This is a genomic window from Asanoa sp. NPDC050611, from assembly GCF_040654855.1.
Lineage (GTDB): Bacteria > Actinomycetota > Actinomycetes > Mycobacteriales > Micromonosporaceae > Asanoa.
On sequence record NZ_JBFAIU010000015.1, the window covers coordinates 1 to 18,708 of the forward strand.

An 18,708-nucleotide genomic window follows, 5' to 3' on the forward strand; every position below is an offset into this window, starting at 1 on the left:
CATCGAGACGACGACCGCGGACCTGACCGAGGAGCGCCGCGGACGGGCGGGAGCAGGTGGTAGTCGCGACCACGGGTCCCGGCGCGCTGCCGTCAGAAGATCAGCACGAGTGCGCCCACACCGATGATGACGTCGAGGACGGCGCACCACTCGGCGAACGAGCGCGGCACGACCCGGTTGACGCGGTGGTGGTAGACGTCCCACGCGGCGTGGGCGAACAGGCCGAGCGCGATCAGCACTCCGGCGAGCACGAGCGATCCACCCTCGAGCGCGGTCACGGCTAGGACGGCGAACAGCACGGCCGCGATCGCCTGGATGCCGAACCCGGGAGCGCGACGCACGGTGCCGATCACGACAAAAGCCATGGAAGCCACCAGCAGCGCGTACGCCGGATTGAACCCGAAGATCTTCATCGGCGCGACGACTGCCGAGCCGATGAGCACGGCGGGCCACGTGATCCCCGGGCGGTGCAGCGATGCCGGCACCAGATAGCCGAGCGGCGACAGGACGAGCAGGAAAGCCAGGCCGCGTACGTCGGCCAGACCGAACAACGAAGCCGCGACGATCGGGATCGCGGCGAAGGTGGGCCAGCGGTGGGCGAGCCACCGCAGGAGCGAGGGGTTCTCCTCGATCGTCATGGAAGTCATGCCCTGACGGTGCTAGCGGCGACCACCCGTTCGGAACGGCCGGCGAAATACAGGTCTGAATCCCTGGGATCGGCGGCCTAAGGTCAGGGATATGGATCCGCGGCACATCGTCATGGTCGGGTACGACGGCGCCGAACTGCTCGACATCGCCTGCGTCACCTCGACGTTCGAACTGGCCAACGCGATCGGCCAGCTGAACCCCGGCTACCGGGTGTCGCTCGCGACCCTGGGCGGCCTCCCGATCCGGTGCGACAGCGGCCTGGTCGTGCAGGCGCAGCTCACCCTCGAGCGGTTGACCGGCCCACTCGACACGGTGATCGTCTCGGGCGGGTTCGGCCACGAGGCCGCCGCCGAGAACGCGTTGGTGGTCGCCCACGTGCGCCGGCTGGCGAGGGAGAGCCGCCGGATCGCGTCGGTCTGCACCGGCGCGACGGTCCTCGCCGCGACCGGGCTGCTCGACGGCCGCCGCGCGACCACCCACTGGCGCTTCGCACCGCGGCTTGCGCGCCGCTACCACGACGTCCGCGTCGACTCGGCGCCCATCTTCATCCGCGAGGGCCGCGTCGCGACGGCCGCCGGCGTGACCAGTGCGCTCGACCTCACGCTCGCGTTCGTCGAGGAGGACCACGGCCCGGACCTGGCCCGCCAGGTGGCCCGGGACCTCGTCACCTACCTGCAAAGACCGGGCAACCAGGCGCAGATGAGTGTGTACGTGGCGCCGCCCGCTCCCGACAACGACGTGGTCCGCCGCGCGGTGGACTACGTCCTCACCCACCTGGCCGCCGACCTGTCGACGGCCCGTGTCGCGGACGCGGTCGGCGTGAGCCCGCGCCACCTCACCCGGCTGTTCCTGCGCGAGCTGGGCGACCCACCGGCGCGCTTCGTCCGCTGCGCCCGGGTGGACGCGGCGGCCCGCCTCCTGGACTCGACCGACCTCCCGATGCCGGAGGTGGCCACGCGCTCCGGCTTCGGCTCGGCGGAGGCGCTGCGGCAGGCGTTCGTGGCGCGCTTCCGGATGCCACCGGCGAAGTACCGCTCGGTCTCCCGCCGCCCGATGATGGACGAGGAGCGTGAGCGGGACCCGGTGATGTCGAGTTAGGACACGCGGGTCACGAAGTCGACGACCGCGTCGCGGAAGCCGTCCGGGTCCTCGGCCCACGGCACGTGCCCGGCGTCGGCCAGGGTCACCCGGCGCACGTCGGGCAGTGCCTGCTCCAGCGAGTCGACACCCCACCGCGGCCGGATGTCGTGCGCGCCGTCGATGATGAGCGTCGGCACGTCAAGCGCGCGGCAGAACGCCAGCACGTCGTGTTCCTCTAGATAGCGCCACGTCTCGGTGTTGATGCACCGCGAAACCGTGTAGTTGATCCCGAGCCACGGCGTTGCGAGGCGCTCGGCGTGCGCCCGCGCCGCTCCGGGGGTGGTCTCGACGAAATCGGCGGTCCATTGCAGGATCGCGTGCTCGCGGTCCTCGTCAGGGGTGCGGTCGCGCTCGTCGAGCTCCCGCCAACGGCCCACACCGATGCGCCGCTCCAGGTTCTCGTGGAAGACCGGTCGCCACGGTTGCCCCGGGTCGACGCCGACGCCGGAAACGTAAACAAGACTGCGCACGCGATCGGGATGCGCCAGCGCGTAACGCAACGCGAGCATGGCCCCCCACGAGTGACCAAGCAGATCGACGCGCTCAACACCGCACTGCGCCCGCACGGCGTCGAGATCGGCAACGAACCGTTCGACGGCGTACGGCCCGCGCCGCTCAGACCGCCCACAACCGCGCTGATCCCACCGAACACTCCGCACGGAGTCCCGCAGAAGCTCGGCCACACCGTCGAAGTAGTCCCACAGCCCCGGCCCACCGTGACAAAGCACCAACGGCGCGCCTCCACCGACGACGGTGGTCCACAGCCGGCATCCGTCGTCAGCGAGGAGATCCATGATCGCAAGATAAGGCCAAGCTCCCATCGCTCGCGAGCGAGATTGGCCGGTGGGTATCGGCTCGGCCGGCCGGACCGCGCGCGAACCAAACGACGTGCTCATTCCGATGAAGAAGGTGTGAGACCACCGCCGCGGTAGGGAGCGGCGGCACGTTGCCCGGCCGGGATCCCCTGCTGCCCTGCAATCGCGGGCAGCCCCGCCGGTGACCGACCAGCACGGCGTTCGGGGCTCGGCGCCCGACGACCTAAGCAGCGCGGTCGTCTTGTCCGACGGCGACGGCTGGCTCGTGCGCTGTTCTGCGACCACGCCGGGCAGGCGGCGAGCGCGGTCGTCGTCTGGTCGGGCCTGGCGGGCGGCGGCTCGGTCGTGGGCTGTGCCGGGGCGGCCGCGGCGTCAGGCGGTGAAGGTGGCCCTCGTCTGGTCGGGCCCGGCCGGCGAAGGCTCCGGTCGTGCCATATGCCGGCGCGGCGGCGGCGTCAGGCGACCAGCGCACCCCTCGCCTAGTCGGGCACGGCCACAGACGTGTTCGTCGTGCGCTACGCCGGCGGCGGCACCCGACAAGCCCACCGGCAACCTAGTCCGACACAGCCAGCGAAGGCTCAGCCGACCGCTGCTCCGGCGCAGCCACCGACGGCGGCCGGCGACGCGACAGATAAATAGGCAGCACCGCCAAAGCGACCAGCAACCCCGCCACCCCGGTAGCCACGAACCCCCACCGCGGCGACGACAGGTCGATCACCCAGCCGGCCAACGGCGCGCCGAGGGCCAACCCGACCGTGATGGCCGAGCCATGTAGCCCCATCGCCTCGCCGCGGACCGAGGACGGTGCCAGGTGGCTGACCGCGTCGGCCGCCGCGGCCAGGGTTGGTGCGCACAGCGCCCCCGCCGGGATCAGGAGCAGCGCCACCAGGAACCATTGCGCCCCAGCCAGTGCTACCAGGACCGTGCCGAAGGCCAGTACCGACAGCAGCACCAGCGGGGACGGCACCCGCGACAGCGAGCCGTAGATGAAGCCGCCGATCAGCGAGTAGACCCCCCACAGCGCCAGCACCAGGCCCGTCCAGCCGACCTGGCCCGCCTCGCGGAGGACCGCTACCACCGTCACGTCCGTGCCGCCCAGGACCAGCGTCGTCGCCACCGCGATGGCCAGGATCGCCACCATGCGCGCCGACAGCCAGGAACGACGGGGCGGGGCCGGGGCGCCCGCGGCGACCGACTCGGACTCCGCGCGGACCGGTGGGTTGAAGATGAACAGCGCCGTTCCGGACAGGACGACGCCCACGCCGACCGCCCACATCGTCGCGTGCGGCGACACCGTCGTGGCCAGCAGCACCGCCAGCGCCGGGCCGACCATGAAGGACAGCTCGACCGACATCGAGTCCAGGGCGTACGCCGGGCGGCGCTGGTCCGGTGGCACCAGCGCGGCCAGCGACTGTCGGACCACCGAGAACACCGGCAGCATCAGCACGCCGGCCGCCAGCGCCAGCACGAGCAGCACCGGGTAGGGCAGCCAACCCGCCACCGACCAGAACACGCCCTCGGCGATCGTGCACACCGCCAGCACCGGGCGCAGGCCCCGGCGGTCGACCATCCGCCCCAACAGCGGAGCGCCGACCGCGGCGCCGATGGTCGAGGCCGTGCCGACCAGGCCCGCGGCGAAATAGCCACGGTCGAGCTCCAGCACCACGTGCAGGGTCAAGGTCACGCCGGCGGCCACCGACGGGATGCGGGCCAGGATGGCGACGATGAGCAGCGGGCGGACCCCGGGCAGACCGAGGACCGCCCGGTAGGGCGTCAACCTCACGCGGGCTTCACGATGGGCTCGCCGACGAGCGTGACGCCCGCCTCGCGTAGTCGCTCGACCGCCGCGGCCGTGGTGTCGGGTAGGACACCAGCGGTCATGTCGAGTAGCACGGTCGTGTGGAAGCCCTCGCGGGCCGCGTCGAGGCTCGTCGCCTGGACGCAGTGGTCGGTCGCGATGCCGACCACGTCGACCGCGTCGACGTCGTGGTCGCGCAGCCAGGTGGCGAGGCCGACGCCGTCTTCGGTGTGGCCCTCGAAACCGCTGTAGGCCGCCGCGTGCTGGCCCTTGTGGAAGGTGGCCTCGATGCGGCCGGTCTCCAGGTTGGGGTGGAACTCGGAGCCGTGCGTGCCGACGACGGTGTGCGGCGGCCAGGTGGTGACGAAGTTGGGGCTGTCGCTGAAATGCCCGCCCGGGTCGACGTGGAAATCCTTGGTCGCGACCACGTGGTCCCACCGGTCGGGTGAGCCGGCCATCGCCCGCGAGATCTCCGTTGCCACGCCGGCGCCGCCGGCCACGGCCAGCGAGCCACCTTCGCAGAAGTCGTTCTGCGTGTCGACGATGATCAGTGCGCGGGTCATGGTCTGAACACTAACGCGCGGGTACGACAGTGACGGGGATCGCCGGATCGCCCGCCGACAGCTTGAGCCCCTCCCACGGGATCGAGATCAAGCCCTGCCGCAGGTGCTCCCGGGACTCGTCCAGCGACGGCAGGGTCGAAGCGGACCCGCCGACGAAATAGGGCCGTTGCAGCAGCCGATCGCCCGTACGCGAATCCGGTGTGCCCTGCGACACCACGATCTCCTCGATCGCCGTTCCGGTCGGCTTGTGCCGGCGCACCGCCGTCTTCCGCCCGCCGATCGTCGCCTTGTGCTCGGACCGCTTCACCACCGGCCGCCCCTCGACCTCGACCAGCTTGTAGACCAGGCCCGCGGTCGGCGCGCCGGAACCCGTGACGACCGAGGTGCCCGCGCCGTAGATGTCGACGGGCTCGGCCGCGAGCGCCGCGATCGAGTACTCGTCGAGGTCGCCGGACACGATGATCTTCGTCTCGGTCGCGCCGAGCGAGTCCAGCAGTTCCCGCGAGTGCCCCGCCAGCACCGACAGGTCGCCCGAGTCGATCCGGATCGCCCGCAGCTCCGTCCCGGCGACCTTGATCGCGGTCCGGATGCCCTGCGCGATGTCGTAGGTGTCGACGAGCAGCGTGGTGTTCTTGCCGAGTGCCGCGACCTGTGCGGCGAACGCCGCCGCCTCGTCGTCGTGCAGCAGCGTGAACGCGTGCGCGGCCGTGCCCGCGGTCGGGATCCCGTAGCGCATCCCGGCGGCGAGGTTCGAGGTGGACGAGAACCCGGCCAGATAGGCCGCCCGGGTCGCCGCGACCGCGGCCTCCTCGTGCGCCCGCCGCGAGCCCATCTCGATCAGGCCCCGGCCGCGCGCCGCCGTGACCATCCGCGCGGCCGCCGCCGCGATCGCGCTGTCGTGGTTGAGGACCGACAGGACCAGGGTCTCCAGGAGTACGCACTCCGCGAACGACCCGGAGACGGTGAGGATCGGCGACCCGGGGAAGAACAGCTCACCCTCGGCGTAGCCCTCGACGTCACCGGTGAACCGGTAGCCGGCCAGCCACTCCGCGGTCTCGTCGTCGACCACGTCGTGCGATCGGAGGTGGGCGATCTCCTCCTCGTCGAACCGGAACTCGCGGATCAGCTCGACCAGCCGCCCGGGACCGGCCACCACGCCGTAGCGGCGACCCGGCGGCAGCCGCCGCGCGAACACCTCGAACACGGACTGCCGGTCGGCCGTGCCGTCCTTGAGCGCGGCACTGACCATGGTCAGCTCGTAATGGTCGGTCAGGAGAGCAGGGTGGCCCTTGGTCATCTCACCAGACTAGGGCCTGTCCTGCCGGTCAACGGGGCCCGCGCAGGCCCGCCGAGCCCAGCCACAACACCGGTCTCGCCTAAGCGTCCGGGAGCATCCGCAACGCGGCGCTCAGCTCCGCCCGGCTGGCCACGCCGATCTTCGCGTACACCCGTTGCAGGTGGTTTTCGACCGTGCGGGTCGACAAGTACAGCTCCGCGGCGATCTGCCGGCTGGGCACGCCGGCCGAGGCCAGCTTGGCGACCTGCCGCTCCCGGTCGGTCAAGGCCGGCCGCGACAATCCCAACGCCGGCGTACGCAGCATGTCGCACCGGCTCAGCAGGTCGTTCATCAGCGCCTTGGCGTTGGCCGCGTCGCCGACCCGGGACTCGCGGAACCGGCCCGCGGCCGCGGCCGCCGCCTCCGCGGCGTACACCCAGAGGCCCTTGGCCTTGAACAGGTCGGCCGCGATCAGCAGGTCGGGCCCGGACCGGCGGGCCGCCGCGGTCGCGTGCGCGGACATGATCCCGGGCAGGTCGCCCTCGAGCTTGGGCGCCAGCTCGGCGAGGCGCTGGGCCACCGTCTGCGTCGGGTCGTGCTCCTCGGGCCAGCCGATCGGCTCCGCCGCCCGCCCGAGCCGGACCAGGTCGTGCAGCGCGAGCACCTCGTGGCCGGCGAAGCCGTCGCCGCGCAGCCGCCAGACCAGGCCGCGGAGCACGTCGATCGCGCCCGGGAGGTCGTCGGCGACGGCGAGCACGGCGGCCCGGGCCTGCTCGCGCCACGGGTAGACGATCGACATGATCGGCGACTGCGACTCGTCGGAGTCGGCCATCGCGTCGCGGGCCTCGTCGACCTCGCCGCGCAGCGCGTGCGCCTGGGCCCGCTCGGCGTGCGCCAGGCCCGCGTAGATCCGGCTCGTCGCCAGCGCCGCGCACGCCTGCACGCTGGTGCGCAGCGCCTCGCCGGTCTGGCCGCGCAGCCGGGCCGCCTGGGCGCGCAGCACCGACAGGTAGCCGGAGCCGAGCCGGAAGTCACCCGCGTCGGCCAGGTCGGCGAACTCGTCGGCGACGATCGCGTCGATGCCGGCCAGGTCGCCCGCGATCGCGAGCCGGGTGCCCCGGGCCAGCTCGAGCGCGAGCTGGAGATAAGGCATGTCGGTGCGCCACAGCGGTGCGTCGGCCTGGACGCTGGCCACGGCCCGCTCGCTGGCCCGCGACTCCCCCTGCGCGGCCTGGAGGTGGGCGATCATGCAGAGCGCCAGGCCGCGGGCGGCGACCGGCGCGGCCGGGCGGTCGAGGATCGAGCGGGCGATCCGCAACGCCTCGGCCGACTCCAGCTTGTGCAGCCGCATGATCGCCTCGAACGAGCGGACCCGCGCCTGGTCGGCCGGGTCCGGCAGCGCCTTGGCCTCGACGGCCAGCTCGTCGGGGGTCGCCTCGCGGCTGAGCCCCCAGTAGCTGACCAGGCCGCGGACCACCAGCCAGCGGGCACGCAGGGCGGTGGAGGTGGCCTGGTCGTCGACGGTGTCGAGGACGGTCAGCGCCTCGTTCGGCTGGTCGCTGAACATCAGCATCGTGGACAGCAGTTCGGCCGCGCCGAACCCGCCGCCCGCGTCGAGCGCGGCCCGCGCGAGCCGGGTGGCCAGCGGCACGTCGAAGCCGGCGAACGCCTGCCCGCCGGCCATCAGCAGCTGCATCGGGTCCTGCGCGGTGCCGGAGTCGAGCCGCCACACCGCGACCCGGAGCAGGTCGTCGCGGCGCCGGGCGCCGGCCGCCTCGACCAGGTCGGCCAGCTGCGCCTCGAGCCGCCGCTGGCGAACCACCGGGCAGCGCCGCCGGACGACCTCGCCGTAGAGCGGGTGGGCGAGCCGGGCGTTGGACCGCCGGTCGCTCTTCACGACCCGGATCAGCCCACGGTCCTCGGCCAGCTCCACGTCGGCCTGGTTGGTCGCCTTGATCAGCAGGTCGATGCCGATCGGCTCGCCCAGGGCGGCCAGCTCGACGACCGTGCGTACGCCCGGCGTCAGCTGCCCGATCCGGGCGTCGATCAGGTCGAACAGGCTCGGTGCCAGCTCCAGGCGGCCCGTCCACCGGTGCACGCCGAACGACTTGGTGAACTCGCCGGCCTGCTTGGCCGCCAGCACCAGCTCGCGGAGCAGCAGCGCGTTGCCCTCGGACAGCTTCCACAGCCGCTCGGCGCTGGCGTGGTCGACGTCGCCCTCGAGCATCTGCACGAGCAGTCGGGCCACGTCGTCGACCGACATCGGCTCCAGCTCGACCAGCTCGACGAAGTCGTCGGTCCACAATGCCCGGATCGGGTGCGGGAACTGCTCGCCGCTGCGCAGCGTGCCGAGCACGGTGGCGCCCTCGTCGCGGGCCATGAGGTAGACCAGTGCCGAGGACGACGCGTCGAGCAGGTGTGCGTCGTCGATCGCGAGCACGATCGGCCGGCCGGCGGCCTGCTGGTTGAGCGCCTCGACGGCCCAGCGCAGGAGGCCGGCCGCGGTCAGGCCGGGCGGCTGATCGGTGGGCAGCACCTGGGCGAGCCCGCCGAACGGCAGCGAGGCGGTCGCGGCGTTGGCGGACGCCGTCCAGACGGCCAACCGTTCGGTGGGTAGCGCGGCCACACCTTCGCGGAGCAGGCGGCTCTTACCGATGCCCGCACTGCCACTAAATATGAGCCCTCTTCCGCTTCCTGCGGAAGCGGTCGAGATGAGACGGTTGAGCTCTGCGGCACGGCCGACAAATCTCCACGGACCCATCACCGCAGCATATAGAGAGTAATGGCGATGGGTACTCCCCGTAACGGGTTGAAGTTGAGTATCCGGCCAACATGGCATGAGTAGTCCGCAGCCTGTCATGTTAGGTGGCGGGTCGCATAGCGTTCCGGTGCCCGCTGGAATGCGGACGGTGATCGCCGCACGCATCGCCAGCTAGAACGCCAGGGAGGCGCAGGCTAATGGGGTCGAACACGCTCGATCGGCTGTCCGGAGCGCAGGTCATCTCCTTGCCGCAGCAGCGGCGCACGCCGAGCCCGACGCGTGGCCCGATCCTCGAGCCCATCCCCGACGAGCCGCTGGCGGTCGTGGCGCTCGGCGCCCGCGGCAGTGGCCACAGTGACGTGATCGCCGCGCTGGTCGGCTCCGTCGGCCCGCTGCTCGACGTCCCGGCGGCCAGCTACCTGGTGGTCAACCACGGTCACGGCAAGGACGTCTGCGCCTACCTGCCCGGTGCGCGCAAGGCGCACCCGTTCCGCTCCGCGTCCGCGCCGGTCGAGGAGCCCGCCGCGGCCCGCCCGCCGCGCCGGGTCGAGCTGAGCCTGCCCGACCCCCTCCTGCGCCATTTCACCCTGGTCGACGCGCCCGACACCGAGAATCTCGGCGTCGCCGGCGGCCGGGTGCTGCACGACGCCGTCCAGCGCGGCGGCGCCGTGATGTACGTGCTGAGCGCGGGCCAGCTGCCCGGCCGCTTCGAGCTCGACATCCTCGGCGAGATCGCCCAGACCAGCGCCGACGTCTTCTTCGTGGTGACGCCGCGCGCCGACGGCACCTGGTACGCGCCGGCCACCGCCCTGGGCACCCCGCCCGCCGACGACGTCGACCTGCTGGCGCTCGGCGAGATCGCACCGGGCCTCGGCGACGACGACCCGGCCGCGGGCGCGGTCGAGGCCCAGCGCCTCGCCATCGCCACCGCCATCCCGGCCCTCGCGGAGGCGCCCTGGTTCGCCGTCGACCCCGCCGCTGGCGACACCGCTTACCTACGCCGCGCGCTCATCGACTGGGCGGCGGCCGAGGGCATGCGCCGGGCCAGCGGCAACCCGCCCGTGCCGCCCAACGCGATGCGCACGGTCCGGGTCGCGGAAGGCGTCCACGAGTCCGACTGGGCCGAGCGACTAGAGACGGCCGCGCGCACCGAGACGCACGTCGTCCGGCAGCGCCTGGCCATCGAGCTCGCCAACATCCACCTGCGCTGCGTGCAGGAGATCGTCTTCGGTGCCGGTCCCAGCGGCCTGCCTGAGGTGCTCGATCGCGAGATGCACGCCCTGTCCCTCCGTGCGGTCGCCGAGTGCGACGAGCTCGTCGACCGCCTCCTGACCTCCGCCGCCACCCAGGTGCTCGGTGCCCCACCGGATGAGGGTGTCCGACGCCGGGTGGCGGCGGGCGTACGTCGCGGCCTCGCCGACGACCGCGCCGCCCGCGACCTCGACAAGGTCCTGCTGATCACCAGCACCGCCGGGGTAGCCACGGTCGCCGGCGGCGGCGCGGTGGCCGGGCTGGGCGCCTACCCGGTCGAGCCGGGCCGCACGATCCTCCCGTCGGTCGGCGTCGGGCTCGCCGGCGGCTGCTACGGCCAGTGGCGCGGCACCGGGCCCGCCGACACCAACCGGGCCCGCTCGTGGGCACAGCGTTCGATCCGCAGCGTCGAGTTGGAGCTGCTCCGTGAGGTCTCACGCCGGCTCGAAGCCACCCATCGGGCACTCGCCGGCGTGCTGGCCGAGGCGGTCGATCACGGCATCCTGTTGGCCTGACCAGCGCACACAACAGATGAGGGCTAGTGAGGCGCATGTGGCGGTCGTCGGTGCGTCGAATTGCTCGTACGATGGCGGTGTGGCAGCCCCGCAGACGACTCCTGTGCAGTCGCCGGACGTCGAGACGGTGCCGGCGATCGATCGTCCCTGGATCACGGTTGTCCACGATGACCCGGTCAACCTGATGACCTACGTGACGTGGGTGTTCCAGAAGCAGTTCGGCTACAGCCACGACAAGGCCCAGTCGCTGATGCTCGATGTGCACAACAAAGGGCGCGCGGCGGTCTCCGCCGGTGCCCGCGAGCGCATGGAATACGACGCTTCGTGTCTGCACGGCTACGGCCTCTGGGCGACGGTCGAGCAACCCTGAGTCATGTTCCGGCGTTATGGCGAGCACTGCATCGCGACCTTCGCACCCGACGAGGTCCGGGTGCTGCGGAAGGTCGCGACCGAGGTCGTGGGGCTGCTGACCGACGGCTTCGATCACGGTGACCCGGTCGTCGATCGGCTGTTCCCCGACATCTACCCCACCAACGCCGAGGACTCGGCCGAGTTCCGCCGGTTCACCGAGGGCGACCTCAAAACCGGCAAGATCGACCAGGCCGGTGCGATCCTGGCCGCCCTGCCCGCCGCCTCCGGCGGTGAGGTCCGGCTCGACCAGGAGGCCGCCGAGGCCTGGCTGCGGGCGCTCAACGACGCAAGGCTGGCGATGGGCGTCCGGCTCGACATCAGCTCCGACACCGACCTGGGCGAGGAGCTCGACGACGCCGTCCTGAGCGACCCCTCGTCGTCCCGGGTCTTCCAGCTCTCGGTCTACGCCTACCTGGGCTATCTCCAGGAGTCACTGCTCACCGCGCTCACCGAGTGACACAGGTGACCGCTGCCACGTCCCGGCGCGGACGGCTCAGACGGTAGGCTGGGAACGTGCTGAGCATCGACCGGTCGATCATCGACGCGATCATCGCCCACGCACGCCGCGACCATCCCGACGAGGCGTGCGGCGTGGTCGCGGGCCCGGTCGGCAGCGACACCCCGGTGCGCCACATCGCCATGGACAACGCGGCCCGGTCGATGACCTTCTACGAGTTCGACTCGATGGAGCAGCTGCGGGTCTGGCGCGAGATGGACGACCGCGACGAGGAGCCGGTGGTCATCTACCACTCGCACACCGCGACCGAGGCCTACCCGTCCCGCACCGACATCTCCTTCGCCGGCGAGCCGGGCGCGCACTATCTCCTGGTGTCGACCCGTGATCCGGCCACCGAGGAGATCCGCTCCTACCGCATCGTGGACGGCGTCGTAACCGAAGAGCCCGTTCAGATCGTTGAGCCCACCGTGGATCCGCACGCCGTTCAGTCATACATGTTCGGGCAGAGCCCGACGACGGTCGACTACGAGTGTTCGCCAGGCCGCTGACCCCCGCGCCCGTCCGATCACCCGACCCGTCGTTCTTAACAGGAGCAATGAAAATGGCTATCGAGGTTCGCATCCCCACCATCCTGCGCACGTACACCGGCGGCGCGAAGACCGTCGAGGGCGCCGGCGACACGCTCGCCGCGCTGCTCACCGACCTGGACTCGCGCCACTCCGGCCTGCGCGGCCGGCTCGTCACCGAGCAGGGCGGTCTGCACCGCTTCGTCAACATCTACGTCAACGACGAGGACGTCCGCTTCCTCGGCTCGCTCGACGCCAAGCTCAACGACGGCGACAACGTGACGATCCTTCCGGCCGTGGCCGGCGGCGCGTTCGGCTTCGCGGCCGCGGCCGCGCTGCTGGGTCGCTCCACGACCCGCTGAGGGCACCGCCATGTCGCGGTACGAGAGCCTGCTCGAAGCGGCGGGCGAGACCCCGCTGGTGGGCCTGCCCCGGCTGTCGCCGGCGGTGCCCGAGGGCGCACCGCCGGTCCGGCTGTGGGCGAAGCTCGAAGATCGCAACCCGACCGGGAGCATCAAGGACCGGGCGGCGCTGTTCATGGTCCGCGAGGCCGAACGCGCCGGCCGGCTCCGCCCGGGCGACACGATCCTCGAGCCGACCAGCGGCAACACCGGCATCTCGCTGGCCATGGTGGCCAAGCTGCGGGGCTACCGGCTGGTCTGCGTGATGCCGGAGAACGTCTCCACCGAGCGCACCCAACTCCTCCGGATGTACGGCGCTGAGATCATCTTCTCGCCGGCCGCCGGTGGCTCCAACCAGGCCGTGGCGACGGCGAAGCAGATCGCCGCGGACCACCCGGACTGGGTGATGCTCTTTCAGTACGGCAACCCGGACAACGCCCGCGCCCACTACGAGACCACCGGCCCGGAACTGCTGCGCGACCTGCCGACGATCACGCATTTCGTCGCGGGCCTCGGCACCACCGGGACGCTCATGGGCACGGGCCGCTACCTGCGCGAGAAGGTGCCGGGCATCGAGATCATCGCCGCCGAGCCACGCTACGGCGAGGTGGTCTACGGCCTGCGCAACATCGACGAGGGCTACGTGCCGGAGCTCTACGACGCCTCGGTCCTGACGCGGCGGTTCTCCGTCGGGACCCGGGACGCGGTGCTGCGGACCCGCCAGCTCGTCGAGGTCGAGGGCATCTTCGCCGGCTTCTCCAGCGGCGCGATCCTGCACGCCGCGCTGGCCGTCGCGCACCAGGCGGTCAAGGACGGCATCCGGGCCGACGTCGCGTTCGTGGTCGCCGACGGCGGCTGGAAATACTTGTCGACCGGCGCCTACGGCGGGACCCTCGCGGAGGCCGAAGACGCCCTCGAGGGTCAACTCTGGGCGTAGTAGTCCCGCAACGCCGGCAGCAGGTCGGCGTCGCCCACACCGTGCCAGCTGCCGGGCAGGCTCAGGTGACGACCGTGTGGCAGCGCCGACACGATCGTCACCGCCCAGCCCGGCAACGGCCCGGTCGTGCCCTCGCTGTCGATGACCAGCGTGGGCGTGCGTACCCGGGCGATCATGTCGATTGACGTGCTGTCGCCGAGGACGCAGTCGTAGACCAGCGTCGGCGCGACCGCGGTCAGGCCCGGGTCCGGCGTCGCGTACTCCGCCGGCACGCCGATCGCCGCAAGGAAGTGCGCGGCCGCCTCCTCGTGCCGGCCGGCCCCGGTCAACGCCCGCATCTCCCGGGTCAGCGTCGACTCGCCGGCCACCGGCTCGCCGAGCGGCGGCTCGAGCAGCGCCATCCGGTCGATCGGGACGCCGGCCGCCGCCGCGTGCAGCGCGACCAGGCCGCCGGAGGAGAAGGCGTACACGTGCGCGCGCCCACCCGCGGCGGCGATCACCGCGGCCAGGTCGTCGACCTCCCGCTCGACCGTGTAGGGCGCGGTGTCGCCGCTCTCGCCGCGCCCGCGCCGGTCGTAGGTGAAGACGGTGAAGTCGTCGGCCAGCGCCGCCGCGACCGGCCGCATCGGGCCGCGCTCGCGGTAGGCGCCGGCCGCGTCCACACAGACCAACGCGGGCCCGGAGCCCGTCCGCTCGAACGCGATCGTCGTGCCGTCGGCGGACCGCGCCGTCTCCGTCACCATCGCCCTCCGATCAGAGACGGACATCATTGCCCGGGTCCGCATGGGCTGCAAGCCGTCGCTCCCGCCGGACACCGCTCCGCTGCCACCTCCGCGGCAGGTTGCGGTCAGAGAGCGATGATCGTCAGTGCGATCGTCACCGCCAGCGGCAACGTGGCGAACGCCAGCAGCAGCCAGGGCAGGTAGCGCCGCTGGATCGTCACGAACGCGCCCACGGTCAGCAGCACCCCGATCACGCCGACCCCGATCAGTGCCGGCTTGTACCAGGCGGGCGCGCTGCCACCGATGATCGCGGCCAGCCCGCGGATGCCGACGCCGACCCCGGCCAGCGCCAGCGCCGTGCCCCACGCGCAGATGCCGAGCATGTGGCTGTTGTCGGGCATCGTGCGGGCGTCCGAGTGCAGGTCGCCGAGCCGGAAGATGCCGCTCTGCGCGGCCGCCGCGTGCCGGGCCTTGTTGACGCTCAGCCGGGTCGGCAGGCGCTCGACGCTGACGGCCCCGCCGGCGTCGGCGTCCTCCTCGTCCTCCTGCTGGTCCACGGCGATCCCGCCGGCCTGCGGGCTGCCGGCCTGCGCGCTGCCGGCCTGCGCGCTGCCGGCCTGCGCGCCGCCGGCCTGCGGGCTGCCGGCCTGCGGGCTGCCGGCCTTCGCGCCGCCGGTCGCGGGCCCGTCGTCGGCCGGCCGCTTCCGCCCGTGCATCGTGTCCTCGCCCGTCGCGACCCCGCTGAGGGCGCCGTCGCCGCTGGCCGCCGGCACCGTCGCCGGCCCGGCGACCGTGTCGAGCCCGGTGATGATCGGTACGCCGGCCCGGTCCGTCGCCTCGGTTCCGGTCTGGCTCGGTGCGGGGTTCGTCCCGCCCGGTGGCACGATCGGCAGTGCCTCGATGCCGTTCCCGCCCACGGGTTCGGCCATCACACCGGTGGCCGCGTCCTTGGCGTGCCGGGGTGACGACGACTCCGCCTTACTACTGTCTGTTTTGTCTGCCTCTGGGGTTTCTGCCTGGCTCGACACACGTCACCGTCCCGTGCCTGAATCGGCCCGCCGCCTCCCGGCGGGCCCGCCACGGGTTCAACGTCAGAATGTGACTACGCGTAACGGCATGATCTCCAACGGCGATCATCCGGAATCGCCGGTAGGTATCCGACGCTGCGGTGTCACCTTCGCGACAAGTTGGATCAGTTCTTTCATGAGCCTCCGGACCACGGCGTAGGCTGCGCAGCGTGACAATCTCGTCGACCACGATCTTGCGCCTCCGAAAGGTCGGCGGGCCTGTCAGCCACATGCCGGGAACGTCCGGATGCGCCTGACGATTCTCGGCTGTGCCGGCAGTTTTCCCGGCCCCGAATCGGCCTGTTCCGCGTACCTCGTCGAAGCGGACGACTTTCGTCTCCTGGTCGATTTCGGCACCGGTTCGCTCTCCGCGCTCCAGCGCTATTCGAGCCTGCACGGCATCGACGCGATCCTGATCACCCACCTGCACTGCGACCACGTTTCCGACGCATGCGACTACATCGTCGTGCGGCGCTACGCGCCCGAGGGCGCCTACCCGCCGATCCCGGTGTACGCGCCCGCGGGCGCACCCGCCCGGATCGCCGCCGGCTACAACAACGAGGTGGACGACCAGCTCGACGACGTCTACACCTTCTACGGCCTCCAGCCGGGCTCGTTCCCGATCGGGCCGTTCCAGGTCGTCGTCGACCGGGTCAACCATCCGGTCGAGACCTACGGCGTGCGGATCGAGCACCAGGGCCGGGCGCTCGCCTACTCGTCCGACACGGCGCCGTGCGACGCGCTGTTGCGCCTGGCGCACGGCGCGGACGTGTTCCTCTGCGAGGCGAGCTACCTCGACGGCGCCGACAACCCGCCGGACATCCACCTGACCGGTGGTGAGGCCGGCGAGGTGGCCACGAAGGCCGGCGTCGGCCGGCTGCTGCTCACCCACCTCGTCACCGCGTGGGGCAGCGAGGCGCTCACGTTCGACGCGGCTTCGGCGACGTACGCGGGGCCGGTGGAGATCGTCAGGCCCGGCGCGCGCTACGAGATCTGACCCTTCAGGCACTGTTTGCCGGATCGACAACCGGCCTTCGTCCCCCGCACCGGACCGGCGCACACGGTGTGCCCATGCGTATCGCGCTCATCACGGAGTCCTTCCCGCCGGACGTCAACGGCGTAGCGAACTCCGTCGTCCGCGTCGCCGAGCACCTGGTCGCGCGTGGTCACCAGCCGATGGTGATCGCGCCAGCGCCGTCGTCGTCGGCCCGCGGTGTGACCGGGCCCCGGTCCTATCCGGTGGTCCGCATCCCGAGCGTCCCCCTGCCCCGCTACCGGGGCTTCCGGTTCGGCATGCCGAGCGCCCGGCTGACCGACGCACTCATCGCCCACGCCCCGGACGTCGTACACCTGGCGAGTCCGTTCTTCCTCGGCGCGCGTGGCGTGGCGCTGGCCAACCAGCGCAACCTGCCGACCGTCGCGGTCTACCAGACCGACATCGCGGCGTTCCTGCGCAACTACCGGCTGGGCTGGGGCGAGGACATCACCTGGCACTGGATCCGCACGATCCACAACGGCGCCGACCGCACGCTGGCACCGTCGTCGACCTCGGTGACCGACCTGGCCGAGCAGGGCATCCGGCGGGTGCACCGGTGGGGCCGGGGCGTCGACACGGTCAGGTTCCATCCGAGCAAGCGCAGTGCCGCCGTGCGACGGGCGCTCGCGCCCAACGGCGAGGTGCTCATCGGGTACGTGGGCCGGCTGGCCGCCGAGAAGCGGCTCGACCTGCTGGCCGCCGCGGCGAAGCTGCCCGACGTGCGGCTGGTCGTGGTCGGCGACGGCCCCGGCCGCAAGGACGCCGAGAAGGCGCTGCCGGGCGCGGCGTTCGTCGGCCAGCGGTCCGGTGACCAGCTCGCCCGGATCTACGCGAGCCTCGACGTGTTCGTGCACGCCGGCCCGCACGAGACGTTCTGCCAGAGCGTGCAGGAGGCGATGGCCAGCGGCGTATCGGTGGTCGCGCCGGCCGCCGGCGGCCCCGTCGACCTGGTCCGGCCCGGCCTGACCGGGACGCTCGTGCCAGCCGGCGACGGCACCGCGATCGCGGACGCCGTGGCGGCGCTGGCCGGGGACCCGGAACTGCGGGCGCGGTACGGCCTCGCCGCGCGAGACGCGGTCGCCGGTCGCACCTGGGCGGCCATCGGCGACGAGCTGATCGGCCACTACACGGAAGTGCTCAACGCGCGCGCGACCCGGCCGCGGCTGGCCGTCGCGGCATGAGTTCCGGCGCGACCGGGCTGCGCATCGTGCGGCTCGCCAACTTCATCATGCCCAGGTCCGGCGGGCTCCGGACGGCACTGCGCAGCCTCGGCACGGGGTACCTGGCCAACGGGCACCATCCCATCCTGGTGATGCCGGGGGAGCGGTACGCCGACGAGGAGACCGACCAGGGCCGGGTGATCACGCTGCCCGGCCCGATGGTGCCGCTGACCGGCGGGTACCGGGTGCTGGTCGGCCGGCGCCCGCTGGCCCGGCTGCTGGACAGCCTCGCGCCGGACCGGATCGAGGTCTCCGACCGCAGCACGCTGCGCTGGACCGGCCGGTGGGCCCGGGACGCCGGGGTGCGCAGCGTGATGGTCTCCCACGAGAGCCTGGCCGGGCTGCTGCGGATCTCCGGGCTGCCGGGTGCCTCGGGGCGGCGGGTCGCGGACGCGCTCAACGCGCGCAGTGCCACGGCGTACGACACGATCGTCTGCACCACCGGCTGGGCCGCGGAGGAGTTCGTCCGGATCGGCGTGCCGGTCCGCCGCGCGCCGCTCGGCGTCGACCTGTCGACGTTCCACCCGCGGCGGCACGACCTCGCGATCCGCGCTCTGTACTGCGCGCCCGGCGAGGTGTTGCTGGTGACCTGCACCCGCCTGTCACCGGAGAAGAAGCCCGAACTGGCCGTCGACGCGCTCGCGGCCCTGGTCCGCACCGGCGTGCCGGCCCGGCTCGTAGTGCTCGGCGACGGCCCCCGCCGCCCGGCGCTCGAGGAGCGGGCGGCCGGCCTGCCGGTCACCTTCGCCGGCTTCCTGCCCGACCAGACCGCCGTCGCGGCGCTGCTGGCCAGCGCGGACGTGGTGATCGCGCCGGGGCCGGTGGAGACGTTCGGGCTCGCGGCGCTGGAGGCGCTGGCCTGCGGGACGCCCGTGGTGGTCAACGCGGCGAGCGCGCTGCCGGAGGTGATCGGCACGGCCGGCGCCGCGGCACCCGGCAACGGCCCCGAACTGGCCGCCGCGGTGGCCGCTGTGCTCGCCGTCGACGAGGGTTTCCGCCGATCACGGGCCAGGTCGCGGGCCGAGGAGTTCAGCTGGCCCGCGGCGACGGCCGGCTTCCTCGGCGCCCACCGGGCCGCGGTGACAGCGGGCCGCGCGCGGGCCGACGTGGAGGCGGCCTAGGCT

The 18,708-nt window shown here is 72.5% G+C and carries 18 protein-coding genes; 10 read left to right on the plus strand and 8 right to left on the minus strand.

What is annotated here, in order from left to right:
- Positions 1-92 precede the first annotated feature (92 nt).
- The gene (locus AB0H87_RS04320) at positions 93-647 is read right to left on the minus strand and encodes a hypothetical protein (RefSeq protein WP_360139393.1); all 555 of its coding nucleotides are present in this window, start codon (positions 645-647) and stop codon (positions 93-95) included.
- 91 nt (positions 648-738) lie between these two features.
- Here AB0H87_RS04320 and AB0H87_RS04325 point away from each other — a divergent pair, with 91 nt between their 5' ends.
- Positions 739-1,746 (plus strand): GlxA family transcriptional regulator, encoded by a 1,008-nt coding sequence (locus AB0H87_RS04325; RefSeq protein ID WP_360139396.1) that lies wholly within the window; start codon positions 739-741, stop codon positions 1,744-1,746.
- Here the strand turns inward: AB0H87_RS04325 and AB0H87_RS04330 are convergent.
- The 5 genes from AB0H87_RS04330 to AB0H87_RS04350 form a co-directional block, all read right to left on the minus strand.
- Positions 1,743-2,609 (minus strand): alpha/beta hydrolase, encoded by an 867-nt coding sequence (locus AB0H87_RS04330; RefSeq protein WP_360139535.1) that lies wholly within the window; start codon positions 2,607-2,609, stop codon positions 1,743-1,745. The genes AB0H87_RS04325 and AB0H87_RS04330 overlap by 4 nt on opposite strands.
- 547 nt (positions 2,610-3,156) lie before the next feature.
- Positions 3,157-4,386 carry an MFS transporter gene (locus AB0H87_RS04335; protein WP_360139399.1) on the minus strand — a complete coding sequence of 410 codons (1,230 nt, stop codon included), beginning with the start codon at positions 4,384-4,386 and terminating at the stop codon, positions 3,157-3,159.
- Positions 4,383-4,964, minus strand: coding sequence for an isochorismatase family protein (locus AB0H87_RS04340; RefSeq protein WP_360139402.1), 582 nt, complete (start codon positions 4,962-4,964; stop codon positions 4,383-4,385). Before AB0H87_RS04340 ends, AB0H87_RS04335 begins: the two co-directional genes overlap by 4 nt.
- A 10-nt stretch (positions 4,965-4,974) precedes the next feature.
- A complete protein-coding gene (locus AB0H87_RS04345) occupies positions 4,975-6,261 on the minus strand; it encodes a nicotinate phosphoribosyltransferase (RefSeq protein ID WP_360139405.1) in 1,287 nt (428 codons plus the stop codon).
- A gap of 79 nt (positions 6,262-6,340) precedes the next feature.
- Positions 6,341-9,001: a LuxR C-terminal-related transcriptional regulator gene (locus AB0H87_RS04350; protein ID WP_360139408.1), complete on the minus strand. Its 2,661-nt coding sequence runs from the start codon at positions 8,999-9,001 to the stop codon at positions 6,341-6,343.
- A gap of 197 nt (positions 9,002-9,198) precedes the next feature.
- On the opposite strand from AB0H87_RS04350, the gene AB0H87_RS04355 reads away from it, so the two are divergent.
- The 6 genes from AB0H87_RS04355 to AB0H87_RS04380 all read left to right on the plus strand — a co-directional run bounded on the left by AB0H87_RS04355 (position 9,199) and on the right by AB0H87_RS04380 (position 13,539).
- A complete protein-coding gene (locus tag AB0H87_RS04355; protein ID WP_360139411.1) occupies positions 9,199-10,767 on the plus strand; it encodes a hypothetical protein in 1,569 nt (522 codons plus the stop codon).
- A 79-nt stretch (positions 10,768-10,846) separates the two neighbouring features.
- Positions 10,847-11,137, plus strand: a complete 291-nt coding sequence (gene clpS, locus AB0H87_RS04360; protein ID WP_360139414.1) for an ATP-dependent Clp protease adapter ClpS — start codon at positions 10,847-10,849, stop codon at positions 11,135-11,137.
- 3 nt (positions 11,138-11,140) lie between these two features.
- Positions 11,141-11,635, plus strand: coding sequence for a DUF2017 domain-containing protein (locus AB0H87_RS04365; protein WP_360139417.1), 495 nt, complete (start codon positions 11,141-11,143; stop codon positions 11,633-11,635).
- A 56-nt stretch (positions 11,636-11,691) separates the two neighbouring features.
- Positions 11,692-12,183 carry a M67 family metallopeptidase gene (locus AB0H87_RS04370; RefSeq protein ID WP_360139420.1) on the plus strand — a complete coding sequence of 164 codons (492 nt, stop codon included), beginning with the start codon at positions 11,692-11,694 and terminating at the stop codon, positions 12,181-12,183.
- A gap of 53 nt (positions 12,184-12,236) precedes the next feature.
- Positions 12,237-12,563: a MoaD family protein gene (locus tag AB0H87_RS04375; RefSeq protein WP_360139424.1), complete on the plus strand. Its 327-nt coding sequence runs from the start codon at positions 12,237-12,239 to the stop codon at positions 12,561-12,563.
- A 10-nt stretch (positions 12,564-12,573) separates the two neighbouring features.
- Positions 12,574-13,539 (plus strand): cysteine synthase, encoded by a 966-nt coding sequence (locus tag AB0H87_RS04380; RefSeq protein ID WP_360139427.1) that lies wholly within the window; start codon positions 12,574-12,576, stop codon positions 13,537-13,539.
- On the opposite strand, the gene AB0H87_RS04385 is transcribed toward AB0H87_RS04380, so the two are convergent.
- The gene (locus AB0H87_RS04385; protein ID WP_360139430.1) at positions 13,524-14,279 is read right to left on the minus strand and encodes an alpha/beta fold hydrolase; all 756 of its coding nucleotides are present in this window, start codon (positions 14,277-14,279) and stop codon (positions 13,524-13,526) included. The two genes, AB0H87_RS04380 and AB0H87_RS04385, sit on opposite strands and share 16 nt — an antisense overlap.
- 107 nt (positions 14,280-14,386) lie before the next feature.
- Positions 14,387-15,190, minus strand: coding sequence for a hypothetical protein (locus tag AB0H87_RS04390; protein WP_360139433.1), 804 nt, complete (start codon positions 15,188-15,190; stop codon positions 14,387-14,389).
- A gap of 385 nt (positions 15,191-15,575) precedes the next feature.
- Between AB0H87_RS04390 and AB0H87_RS04395 the strand changes: the two genes are divergently transcribed.
- The 3 genes from AB0H87_RS04395 (at position 15,576) to AB0H87_RS04405 (ending at position 18,705) form a co-directional block, all read left to right on the plus strand.
- Positions 15,576-16,325: an MBL fold metallo-hydrolase gene (locus AB0H87_RS04395; protein ID WP_360139436.1), complete on the plus strand. Its 750-nt coding sequence runs from the start codon at positions 15,576-15,578 to the stop codon at positions 16,323-16,325.
- A gap of 74 nt (positions 16,326-16,399) precedes the next feature.
- The gene (locus tag AB0H87_RS04400; protein ID WP_360139439.1) at positions 16,400-17,545 is read left to right on the plus strand and encodes a glycosyltransferase family 1 protein; all 1,146 of its coding nucleotides are present in this window, start codon (positions 16,400-16,402) and stop codon (positions 17,543-17,545) included.
- Entirely contained in the window at positions 17,542-18,705 is a 1,164-nt protein-coding gene (locus AB0H87_RS04405) for a glycosyltransferase (RefSeq protein ID WP_360139442.1), read from the plus strand. The genes AB0H87_RS04400 and AB0H87_RS04405 overlap by 4 nt, the downstream gene beginning before the upstream one ends.
- Positions 18,706-18,708 lie beyond the last annotated feature (3 nt).